Below are 11,910 nucleotides of genomic sequence, written 5' to 3'. Positions count from 1 at the left end.
GAATCAGTTCGGCGATCGCAGTGCGATCACCCCGCACTTGGCTCGGCCACTCGCCCGACGCGGACCGGCTGGCCAGGGCGTAGACGCTCGTTGCCCTCAACGACCACGATTTGACCCGGCTTGAGGTCGCCCTTCAGTTGGATGAGCGTGCCCACTGCGACGCCGAGTTCGACGGGCACCGGTCGGACCGTCCCCTGTGACCCGGCTGCGGCGGCGCCATCGACGACGAAAACAACGGGGCGATTGCCGCCGAGCACGACGGCGTCCTTAGGGGCGAGGGTCGCCCGCTGTTCGGCGCCGACCGGCAGCGACACCCGGGCGTACATCCCTGGCTTGAGGAGAGGTCCGGCCGCGGAGATCTCGTTGTTGACGACAATCTTGACCGGGAAGGTCCGCGAGCGGGCGTCCCCCTGCGGGATGATTTCAGAGACCCGGCCTTCGAAGAGTCGATCGCGTACCGAAGGAATCTCCACCGTCACTTCGGTCCCCGGCGTGATGAACGGGATGCTCTGCTCGACGACCTGCGCGACGATATAGACCTGGTCGACCGCCACGACGTCGGCTACGGCGTCGCCACGGTTGACCCACTGGCCTTCCTCAGTGTGCTCGGCGACGACGTAGCCGGCGAAGCGCGAGATGATGGTGTGTTTGGCGATCTGATCGCTGAGCCGCTCGACGACGGCCTCTTGGATGGCGACCTCCGCCTGCGCCTGGGCGATCAGCTCGATACGCGGCCCGTCGATCGCCAGCTGGTGCGCTGCCTCGGCCTCGAGAAAGGCCTGCTCTGCTTCGGCCGCGGTGGCGATCATCTCCTCGCGCTCGTCGTCACTGATGACGCCTTGATCGCGATAGACGCGTTCGGTGCGGTCGCGTCGGGCGCGGGCGAACTCGCGGCGGGCGTCGGTCGCCGCCATTCGGGCTCGCGACTGGGCGACCTCGGCAGGCAGCGACCCATTCTTCAACAGCGCCAGGCGTTGGCGGCGGAGCTCTAGCTCACCCTTCGCGGCAAGCAGCTCAAGCGTGATCGTGTCGGTGAGTAGCTGGGCGAGCGTCTGACCCGCCTCGACGCGGTCGCCCTCGTTGACCGGAAATTGGACCACCCGCCCATCCACGGCGCTGCCGATGGTCGCCCGCCGGAGGGGCTCAACCGTACCAACAAATTGCTGTGAAGCGGCGACCGTCTGCTCGGTCACCTCGGCGACGATCACGGCTGGCGGCGGCGCCCCGGGGGGCTGGGCCACCGAGAGCGAAGTCAGCAAGGCGACCGAGGAGATCGTAAAGAGACTCCGTCGCAACGATTGGAGGGGGGCTTGAACAAGCTTCATGGTGAACCGACCAGGGTGGGAACCGTAAGGTTCTCTTGGATATGGGCGAGCATCTCGTGGAGTTGCTCCCGCTGTTGGACCGTGAGGCCTTCAACGGCGCGCTCGCGAATCGCCCGACCACAATCCGCAATCTTCCGCCACTGCTCGATCGCGGCCGGGAGGGGGTGAATGAGCTTCTTGCGCCGGTCATCGTCACAGGGACGCCGCTCCACCAGACCGGCCGACTCCATGCGATCGATCACTCCCACCAAATTGGGGGGCTCGATCAGCAGGTTATCGGCAAGGTCCCGCTGCGACTGAGGTCCCCGGGCGGCGAGACAGCCGAGCACCTGGGCCTGACGGAACGTGATCCCGTGGGGCGCCAACGCTTGTTGAAACGCCCGCATGTAGGCCTGATGGGCGTTGACGAGCCAGTAGCCGACGCTCGCCTCGAAGTCGTAGTGCAGCACGCGGTACGCTCCCCGCTCGTGGGATAATTGCCAGCAACATAGTTATTGTAGTAACTATCTACCAACAACGGCTACGCGGATTCTTTTCACTCCAAGGATGTCGCAAGCCGCCCCCAGGCCAGGATCGTGAGGTCGCCGACGTGCCCCGCCACGACGCGGTAGTTGGCAAACGCCTTCCGACACAGCCTTCGAGAAAGAAGGCGTGACGACTGGGCCACGGCGCGGTCGGCGGGCTGTCCAGGGTCGCGAGTACGGGCGGGACCGCCCTCCCCCTACCGCTGCACGCGGGCCGAGCCGCCCGAAGCGAGGGCTTCCACCTCAGCGAGCGACGCCTGCGAGACGTCGCCGGCGAAGGTCGTCAGCAGCGCGCCGTGCGCCCAGCCGAGCCGCAGCGCTTGCTCGGGGTCGAGACCGTTGAGCAGCCCATAGATGAGCCCCGACGCGAAGCCGTCTCCGCCGCCGATGCGACAGAGCACGTCGAGTTCCATGGTCGGGCTCACATAGCGCTCTCCCTCAATCCAGAGCACGGCGCCCCAGTTGTGGCGGTTGGTTGTCTTGACCTCCCGCAGGGTCGTCGCGACCGCTTTCACGTTGGGGTAGGCCGACTTGACCTGTTCGATCATGCCGAAGAACGCGTGGGGGTCGAGCGTCGATTTATGCTCGACGTCTTGGCCCTCGAGGCCCAAGCCCTTTTGCAGGTCTTCTTCGTTGCCGATCAGCACGTCGACGTTCGCGGCGATCTTCCGCATCATCTCTAGGCCTTTCGCTTCGCCCCCTTCGAGCGTCTTCCAGAGCTTGGCCCGGTAGTTGAGGTCGAACGACGTGATCGTGCCAGACGCCTTGGCGGCCTGCATCCCTTCGACGATCAAGTCGGCCGTTTGCGAGCCGATCGCCGCGAAGATGCCACCCGAGTGGAACCACTTGCAACCGGCGCCGAAGATCGACGCCCAATCGAAGTCGCCCGGCTTGAGCAGCGCGCCGGCCTCGTTCGAGCGGTTGTAGAAGACGACCGGCGCCCGGACGCCACAGCCGCGGTCGCTGTAGACGGTCGCCATATTGGGCCCGCGGACGCCGTCGTGTTCGAAGTTTTTGTAGAACGACTTGACGCCCCGTTCGCGGACTTGTCGTTCGATCAATTCACCGACCGGGTTGTCGACCATCGCCGCGGCGATGCCGGTCCGCTGGCCGAAGCAGCTCGCCAGGTTGGCGGCGCAGTTGTACTCGCCGCCCGAGACGTGGATGTCGAACGACCGCGCGGCGCGAAACGGCGTTTGCCCCGGGTCCAAGCGGTGGACCAACGCCCCCAGAGCGAGGAAATCGAGGTCACAGGCGTCGGTGCGGATCGGCAACATAGAGGTTCTGAGCCAGCTGCTGAGTTGAGGAAATTACGGGAGTGACCCGCCGACTCCGCCCTCGCTAGTAGCGATGATCACAACGGCGACGAGGAGTACGGCCGGGGTAACGGTCAAGCTGCTGCCTAACCGAATGGCGTTAGATGCCCGTGATAAGCCAAGACGGCCCCCCCGTCGAGATGGCGGCCCCCATTCGAGGGTCCGATTGCGGGTTTGGTCGCCAAATTGCGGAACTCGCCCCCGAGAGACCAGCCGGATGAGTCGGGATCTCCCGCACCAATCAAGGGCGCCGGCGACCCGCGATCAATCCGGCGGCGAGGCAGGCCAGCAGCAGCCCGCCGGGTTCCGGAACCGCCAAGCTTGCCGGGCTCAGGGCGAGCTGCGTCCGGACGTCCCCGTAGGCGTTATGCCAGAGGGCGAGGTCGGCTTCATCCGCGTCGCCGTCGAAGTCGGCGTCTCCCAGCAGTCCGGGGCCCTGGTTGTCTCGCCAGACGGTGTAGTCCGCCGCATCGACGACGCCATCAAGATTAAAGTCGCCGGCTGAAGTTAGCGCGAGTTGCGTCACCAGCACCTCGGCGTCCGCCAATTCGACAACTCCATTGCCGTCCAGATCGAGCAGCCAATCCGATCCGCCAAGGCCATCGCCGATCGCCAGCAGGTCGGCGGTGGTGGTGGCGTCGTCTTCGTTGACGTCGCCGCGGCGCAGCAGCATCTGCTCGAGCCGGTCGGGCACCCGTGTGTCGGTGGCGCCCGACAGAACGAAGGAAGGAAGCATCAGCAGGTCGACGTTGTCGACCAGGCCGTCGCCGTTGATGTCGGCGGCCGCATTGAACGAGGTGTTCTGCGAATAAAGCAGCTGTTCAAAACCAACCGGACCGGTCAGGTCAGCCGCGTTGATCGTGCCGTCAAAATTGAGGTCGCCGAAACCCCGGCCAATGGTCGTGTCGGTGAACAGGCCAACCTCGCGCTGGATGTTGAGCGTCCCCGTCTCTTCGATGGTGACGATTGTGACCGTGTGGTTACCGTTGGTGACTCCCGTGACGCCGTAGACAAACTCGTCACGGTCGTAGTAGCCGGTTTGGTTTTGGTTGGCGTCCACCATCGCCAGAATATCTTCGTCGGAGGTCGTCGCCGGCAGATCGAGGTAGACGTGCACCTTGTCGGCCGTCTGATCGACCGAGCGGATGACGAGGTCGCGGTCGTTGGGGCTGGCGCCGTAGGGGGCGAAGCTCTCGACGGTTGAGTCGGGGGGGAGCAAGTCGACATAGATCGTTTTGCGGAAGTCGGTGTAGACGGCCGGCCCGCCATCGCCGCCGGTGGCGGCGTCGCGGTGCCGGAAGGCGCGGGCGGTCACGTAGTGACGTCCTTCGCTCAGTTGGGTCGCGTCGATCGTTTGTTCGTAGACGCCGGCGCCGGCGCCAACGTTCTGCGATCCATCCCAGACGTACCCAGGCGTGCGGGTGGTTGCGAACTCCTCGAAGCCGTACGCAACGCTCCCGGGCGTCACGTTGTCGACCGAACCATTGCCGTTGAGATCGATGCCGCCGTCGATCATCAAGATCGCGGTGTCGCCGTCGGCGTGGAAATCACGCACCATGCCGACGCCCGTTGGGTTCTTGAGCGACACCGGCATGGTGTCGAGACGCACGTTGAACGTCGGTGTGTTGACGACCTCGATGTCGGTGGTGCGGACCGATCCGTAATTCGCGCTGGTGGGAGTGGTCCCTTCAAGGACGCCAGAACCGCCGACGCTGAGCGACCCTTGCGGGCCGGCGACACCGTAGACAACATAGCCGCGGCCGTGGCCTTGGTTGCCGGGGATGCTGATATCGATCTGTCCGCTGCCGTTGACCAGCACCGTGTCGGGAATCGTCCCGCCCGGGTCGACGACAGCGCTGGCGGCGTTGCCGGTGAGTTCGACGAGCACCGTGCCCGGGGCGAAGCTGGTTTGCACGCCGTTCCGCGTCAGGGTGGCGCTGTCGTTGCGGCTGTTGAGGCCGACGATGGCGGAGTTCAGGCGTTCGTAGACGTAAACGTTCGAGAACCCACTCGGGTTGAAGGCGTCGTCGAGCCAGCGTTCTTGGAAGTCGCCACGGCCGTGCGTGCTGCGGATGTCGACGAGCTTGGTGATTGCGTCCCCGAAGAACCCGCCGAGGGCGTCGTTACGGCCCGGCTGAGGGAAGGCGTCGCCGGGGATGGCGTCGGCGTTCATATAGACAATCGACTCGCCCGGCAGCATCAGCGTGTAGGCGTAGGCGACGTTCCCCAAGGCGGGGCCGCCGCTATCGTGGCTTTGGACGAACGCAACTCCCTGGCTGCCGTTCATCAGGCCGTCGTCATTCGTGTCGAGCGGCGCGTTGCGGATCGTATGCCAGTTGTTGGCGAAGCCGTTGCTCGTCAGGTTGTCCCGTAGCGCGAAGAAGAGCGAGAAATCGAGGGCGTCGCGGTTGCCGCTGACCGTCCCGGGATTGCTGTCGTTGATGTTGCGGCGGACGAACGACTGCAAGAATCCCTTGTTGCCATCGAACGCTTCGCCAAACGAGTAGACGTGGTTCGGGCTGCCGTCGAGCAGCGGCTCTCGTTTCGCCAGGTAGGAAGCCGTGTCGAAGTCCTGCAGGTACTGACTCTCGAAGTGCTTGATCGCATCCATACGGAAGCCATCGATGTCGTACTCCTGGATCATCCAGCGGACGTTCCGCATTAGCAGATCGACCGAGTTCTCAAGGACGGGGTCTCCCGCGAGGGGGTTGTCGGCGTTGAAGTTGTAGAGGGTGGTTGGGTTGCCGCGACCGTCGATGACGTTCGTCCCGCCCAGGCCCTGGTCGGGATAGTACCGCGCGTTGTTGGGATCGGGCTTGTTGTAGACCGTCCCTGCTGGAAGATTGGCGGGGTTGCCGGCCTGCGTCGGGTGCCGGATGAAGAGGTAGTCCTTTTCCTGGGCGATATCGTTGAGGCCGCTGATACGCCCCTGGATGTCGCCCGAAGCGGACGGGTCATGAAAGTCGCCGTTGATGTCGCTAGGCAGGGTCACCGCGAAGCCGGGGTAACCGCCCTGAGCGACGAAGCTGGCGTTGTTGCGGTCTTCGAATGAGTTGTGATTCCAGATCAGGTCGGGGTTCACGCCGACGCCCGCCTTGTGCGAGGCGTCGATCATTGCGCGGAAGGAACTGTCGGTTCCGTAACGGGTTTCGTCACGCGCTGAGCCCAAGTCGAAGCGGTCGAACATGTCGTAGCCGACGGACGACGTCCCGCCGCCCGCTTTCGATGGGGGTGGCACCCACAGGCGGCCATAGCCTACGGCGTGGATGTCGGCCATCCGCTCTTCGACGAGGTCCCAGCGGGCCTCGAAAACCTGCAAGATGGCGGGTGACGAAACGCTCTGGGCCCGCGCAAGGGGTCCCGCCGACAACACCCCCGCCAAGGCGGCGAGTAAGGCGGCATGGCGGGGCCACGACGGCATGTGAAGGAGAAAAGTCATCAATCTCAAGGTCAGCGAATCGAAGGGGGAAAGCTCAACGTCGCACGGCGGAAGGGTCTCTCTACGTCGAACGCGGCTGTCTCAGTGTTCATCAAGCGGCTTGAACCGCACCGCTTGGCCGCCGCCCGGGGCGAGCTTGATCGTGAAAACGGCGTCCGAATCGACTTCTTCTCGGACCACTTCGTACGCGGTTGGATTTCTTAGCCAGTCGGCGTCGTCGGCGTCGCGATAGATCTGCGCTTCGTACTTGCGGCCGGGGTCAAGGAACGCCAGCGGGACTTCGAGAGTGCGTGCCTCCTCGTCGCTGATAGCCCCGAGGAACCAATCCTCGGCGCCCCGCTGCTTCCGTGCGGTCACGACGTAGTCACCGATGACGCCGTCGATCGCCACGGTCTTCTCCCAGTCGGTCGGGACGTCGCGGATGAACTGGAAGGCGTCCAACTGCGACTCGTAGGCGGCGGGAAGGTCGCAGGCCATCTGCATGGGGGCGTAAAGCACGACGTACAAAGCGAGCTGTTTCGCCAGCGTGCTGGGGATCCGGTCGTTGTCGCGATCGACGCCCGACTCGAGCCCGATATCAAACACGCCGGGCGTGTAGTCCATCGGGCCGGAGAGCATCCGGGTGTACGTGAGGATCGCTTCGTGCTCGGGCGGGTTGCGGCTGTCGCCGCTCCAGGCGTTGTACTCTTGGCCGCGGGCGCACTCGCGACTCATGAAGTTGGGCCACGTGCGGCGTAAGCCGGTGTCTTTGATCGCTTCGTGGGCGACGATCATCACGTGGTGCTTCGCGGCGGTCTCGATGACGCGTTGGTGGTGCTGGACCATGTACTGGCCGTGGCTCCACTCGTAGACCTCCTCGCCGTTCTCGTCGATCCGCTCTTCGCCCTCTCCGAACATCACGTAGCCGGTCTTCACCGTTTTGACGCCGAGCCGCTCGTAGAGAGCGAACGCGTCTTCCATCTGGCTCTCGTAGTTCGGGATGGCGCCAGCCGTCTCGTGGTGACCGATTAGCGACACGCCGCGTTCGGCGCCGTAGCGCGAAAGCTCTGCGATATCGAAGTCGGGGTAGGACTTGGTGAAGCTGAACAGCTTGCCGTTCTGGATCCAATCGCCGTCCCAACCCTGGTTCCAGCCTTCGACGAGCACGCCCTTGAAGCCGTACTTGGCGGCGAAGTCGATGTAGCGTTTGACATTCTCGGTCGTGGCGCCGTGACGCTCGCCAGAGCCCCAGGTCGCGCGATTGACGTGCATCTCCCACCAGACGCCGACATACTTGCCGGGTTCGATCCACGACGTGTCGGCGATTTTCGACGGCTCGTTGAGATTGAGGATCATTGTCGAATCCACCAGCCCCGACGGCGTGTCGGCGATCTGAATCGTCCGCCAAGGCGACTTCATCGGCGCCTCGCCGCGGACCAGGACGCCGTCCGACCAGGGGAACAGGTCCGCCTTCAACTTGTGGTCGCCCACGTGCCGGAGCGCCATGCTGCTGTAATCGACGAGCGCGGCCTCGTGGAAGCTGACGAAGGTCCGCTCGCCCGCCTGCATCGTGACCGGCGTGTGAACGACGCGGAATTCGCTCACCGGGGTGTGCGAGTAGACGTACTCGTAGCGGTTTTCGTCGTAGGCGGGGATCCACCAAGCGGGCCAGTCGCCGGCGAGGGCGAACTCGGTGACTTCGTTGGTGATGACCACCTTCTTGAGGCCCGGCTGCTCAGGGATCTCATAGCGGAAGGCGACCCCGTCGTCGAACGCCCGGAAGACGATCACGAGCCGCAGGCCGCCATCGCCCGGCTGCTTCAGCTCGACTCGCAACTCGTTGTGGTGGTCGCGAACCTTGTGGACCTCGCCCCACGGCTGGGACCACGTCGCATCGGCCGAAGCGGCTTGCGAGTCGATCAGTTCGAACCGCTCCGCCAGCGAAACGCCGTCGGCCAACTCCATCCCCATCCGCGAGGCGCCGATCAGGTCGGCCCCGTTTCGCGTAACCGAGTAGGTCGGTCGACCCTCTTCGACCGCAAAGTGGACGATGTTCGCGCCGCTTGGCGAGGCGACCGTTAGGGCCGTCGCAACGGCCTCACGTCCGCTCGCCGTCATCGACGAGAGCAGCAGAGAGAGTCCGCAGCCGAGGAGGGTGAAGCGATACATCAGGGGCACAGCCGCAAGAAAGAGAAAGGTGAACGAGCTCGACGACAACGCATCCTTTTTAGAGGGGCGCCATTGTTTAGACGTCTCAGTAGGGCGTGCCGTCGTCTCCGCGGCCGCCGTAGAAGTAGAAGACCGCGTCGTCGATATCGAAGGTGATCGTTTGGACCGAGCCGTCGCAGAACGCCATGTTCATGGACCCGGGATGAGCGGCGCCGAACGCCGGCTTGCCGTCGTTCACGAGGTAAAGCCCGGCTTTGTCGCTCTGCGGCTTGATGACCCGGTTCGTCCCGGTTGGGAATCCGGTGAAGCGGAGGTTGTCCCAGTCGTGGCCGACAAAGATGTTCTGGTCGTCGCCATCGCTGCCGCCGTTGGCGTAGTTATCAGGGCTGACGTACTTCTCGCCGAGGAGCGCCGTCTTGCTGGTCCCGTCGGTGATCTGTGCGATCCGGACGACGCTCCGCTGGTACATCACGCCGTTCAACTGCTCTTTTGGGATCCAGCTGCTGAAAGTCGCGGCGGCGCTTTTTGATTGCGGTCCCTGGTCATTAATGCTCGCCCCCGCGACGCGGGCGTTGCCGCCGTTGCCGGCGTAGTCGGTTCGCGCGACACTGCACGATCCCGATCGGCACGTGGTGAGATTCTCGGCCAAGGTCGGCTTCACCCCGTTGGAGAACTCATACAGGGTGGGCTCCCGACGGCTCGGGCAGTTGTAGACCGGGACTGTTGACTGGACGAGGCGGAGCATTCGGGCCTCGTCTTCGGTCCGGTCGCCGGTGGGAGTGGCCGCATCGCGGAGGCTCTGTTCCTCAATAAACGGGAGGATATTGAAGGTCCAACCGCCCGGCTGATCGGGCCCGTAGCCGGCGCTGGCGTCGGGTTGCCAACGCCAACCCCATCCGGAAGTCGGCATGTGGCCTACCACGTCGTGGTGATTCAGGCTCGCGATCGCCATCTGCCGCATCTGGCTTTTGCACTGCGTTCGACGGGCCGCCTCGCGGGCAGCCTGGACCGCCGGCAGCAGCAGCGCCACCAAGATGCCGATGATGGCGATCACGACCAGCAGTTCGACCAGCGTAAAGCCGTTTCGACGGGACACAGGGAGTTCCTCCTTTAACCTGATGAGACGCGAGAGCGTAACGCCGCCCCGGCGCCGCCAGTGAGACCAATGGATCGTTGTCGTCAGCGGGGAACTCCCGACGGCCTGCCGCCGTCGCCGGCCGCCGGGAGATCGGTCCGCTGCCTCAGCCGCGACGGCGCGCCGCCGAGCCAAGGATAAGAGCCGCGACGAGCGCGACAGCCGTCGGCTCGGGAACGGCCGATGCGTTTGCTGGCGCGAGCGCTGCGCCGTAGTTCGACGCCCAGACGGTGTAATCGCTTGCGCCGACCGTGCCCGGCGTGGGGTCGTTGGGCAGCGTCGCCGACGTGCCGTTGGCGTCGCGCCAGACGGTGTAGTCGGCGGCGTCGACGATGTTGTCGCCGTTGTAGTCACCCGGCAGAGCGACCGCCGAGACCAGCGAGCCGTAAACCACCTTGCCGGTGCGGAGCGTCTCCTCTCCCGCCAGCGCGAACTGGAAAACCAGGTCCCGCTCTCCGCCCACGAGCCACGGCGAGCCAATGCCGTAAACGACGCTCTGATTGGCGGTCATCGCGGTGGCCCCTTCGACGAGCAATTCGGCCAGCTGTGTCGAGCCGGAGTTCGCCTCAAACCACTGGTTCGCGCCCTCCAGATTCTGATCGTCGAAGCTGGACCAATTCGCCGTGCTCAACGAGCCCGAAGCCGACGAAATCACGTAGGAGTCGATGCCGACGTCAAAGCCAGAGGGGTTGAGCAACTGCGACGCACCAGTCGATGGATTTACGTTCAAGACGAGCGTGTTGTTCGGCATCCCTTCGTAGACGACGGGCACATTGACCAGCTGGCCGTCGGGAGTGCCGTAGTCAAACGAGACGTCCTCGTTCTCCTCACCAAAGGCGGCGGGCGCCGACGGGGCAAAGATATTTCCAAGCGCGATCGATTGACTGGCGCTAAGCGACAGCGAGGTCGTCGGGTTGAGTTCGCCGATCCCATTCACATTGGGATTCGCGGCAACCCAGGTGTTTCCCGACGTCGCTTTGGCGTCCAACCCATTGAGGGCCGCGGGCGCCAGGGCGCCGAGGTTCGAGCGGACCGTGTAGGCGTCGAACGCAACGGTCGAAGCGGCGCTGCTGAAGTTCTTCAACGTCACCTCACCCGTCTGGCGATTGACGGTCAGCACAGGCTCTTGGATCACTTCGACCTCGGTGAGAACGCCGATCGAGCCGGTCGCACCGGTGCGGACTTTGAACGAGGTTCCAGGCGACAAGTTGGGAACGCCCGAGACGTCGACAAAGCTAAAGCCGGACGGCGTTCCGTCCTGCGAATCGATCGCAATTGAATCCGCGATCGTCCACTTCGCCCCCACGGTTGGCGTGTAGCCAGGCGTCACGATCGCGAGCGTCCCGCCGAGATCGAGATTGCCGTTGACGTTCAATTTTGAGGGGCCGGCTACGCCGAACTCCCATGTGTGAACGCCACCGGCCCCGAGGATCACACTGCTATTCGTGGCTGGGTTATCGCTGTTTGTCGTGAACGAGACATTAGGACCGACCACTCGCAGCTGACGATCAAAGAAGGCGTACCCCGCCGCCACGTTCGCTGAGCCCGATAGCGACAAGGTGCTGTCGAAAGCGCCACCGGTTTGCGTTTCGAGTGAACGGGCCACGTTCAGCGTGCCGGCGACATTGACAACGCCAAGCCCGCCGCCCTGGCCAATCAGGAAGTCGCCTTCGGTGAAACCAGGGTCGGAAACCGTCGTTAAGCCATTCCCTGCGCCAATCGTGATCGTCGCGGACGTGCCGGCGCCGTTGGCGATCAGCACGGTTGGAGAAGTGAAGCTGCCGTTCACCGTGACGTTTGCCGACAGAGCGGCGCCAGAGACGGTCGATCCGACAATCGCCGAAGTATCAAACGTGGGATCCGGGAAGAACTCGGTGTCCCAGTTGTCGTCATCGTTCCAGTTGTTATTTACCGCCGTCGCTGACCAGCGATTCTGGGCGTTGGCCGGTGGTGTGGCGGCTAGCACAGCCACCAGGGCTGTGGCTGCCGCCGGATAGAGATATCGATTCATAGGAGAGGTCGC

At 64.3% G+C, this 11,910-nt stretch carries 7 protein-coding genes; all 7 read right to left on the bottom strand.

The features are described 5' to 3' along the window. Positions 1 to 26 precede the first annotated feature (26 nt). On the bottom strand, positions 27 to 1,325 hold the full coding sequence (locus Pla108_RS09355) for an efflux RND transporter periplasmic adaptor subunit (RefSeq protein WP_146444670.1): 1,299 nt from the start codon (positions 1,323 to 1,325) through the stop codon (positions 27 to 29). Next, positions 1,322 to 1,774: a MarR family winged helix-turn-helix transcriptional regulator gene (locus tag Pla108_RS09350; protein WP_146444669.1), complete on the bottom strand. Its 453-nt coding sequence runs from the start codon at positions 1,772 to 1,774 to the stop codon at positions 1,322 to 1,324. The genes Pla108_RS09355 and Pla108_RS09350 overlap by 4 nt, the downstream gene beginning before the upstream one ends. Positions 1,775 to 2,046: 272 nt before the next feature. Further along, complete coding sequence (locus Pla108_RS09345) at positions 2,047 to 3,126, bottom strand: sugar kinase (protein WP_146444668.1); 1,080 nt, start codon at positions 3,124 to 3,126, stop codon at positions 2,047 to 2,049. 280 nt (positions 3,127 to 3,406) lie between these two features. Continuing rightward, positions 3,407 to 6,604, bottom strand: coding sequence for a dockerin type I domain-containing protein (locus Pla108_RS09340; protein WP_146444667.1), 3,198 nt, complete (start codon positions 6,602 to 6,604; stop codon positions 3,407 to 3,409). An 81-nt stretch (positions 6,605 to 6,685) separates the two neighbouring features. Beyond that, on the bottom strand, positions 6,686 to 8,752 hold the full coding sequence (locus tag Pla108_RS09335) for a glycoside hydrolase family 97 protein (RefSeq protein ID WP_197526432.1): 2,067 nt from the start codon (positions 8,750 to 8,752) through the stop codon (positions 6,686 to 6,688). A gap of 85 nt (positions 8,753 to 8,837) precedes the next feature. After that, positions 8,838 to 9,848 carry a DUF1559 family PulG-like putative transporter gene (locus tag Pla108_RS09330; RefSeq protein WP_146444666.1) on the bottom strand — a complete coding sequence of 337 codons (1,011 nt, stop codon included), beginning with the start codon at positions 9,846 to 9,848 and terminating at the stop codon, positions 8,838 to 8,840. A 145-nt stretch (positions 9,849 to 9,993) separates the two neighbouring features. Then, complete coding sequence (locus tag Pla108_RS09325) at positions 9,994 to 11,898, bottom strand: hypothetical protein (protein WP_146444665.1); 1,905 nt, start codon at positions 11,896 to 11,898, stop codon at positions 9,994 to 9,996. Positions 11,899 to 11,910: the final 12 nt, after the last annotated feature.

It is taken from the genome of Botrimarina colliarenosi, assembly GCF_007859955.1.
Lineage (GTDB): Bacteria > Planctomycetota > Planctomycetia > Pirellulales > Lacipirellulaceae > Botrimarina > Botrimarina colliarenosi.
This window is presented reverse-complemented; position numbering and strand designations above follow the sequence as displayed.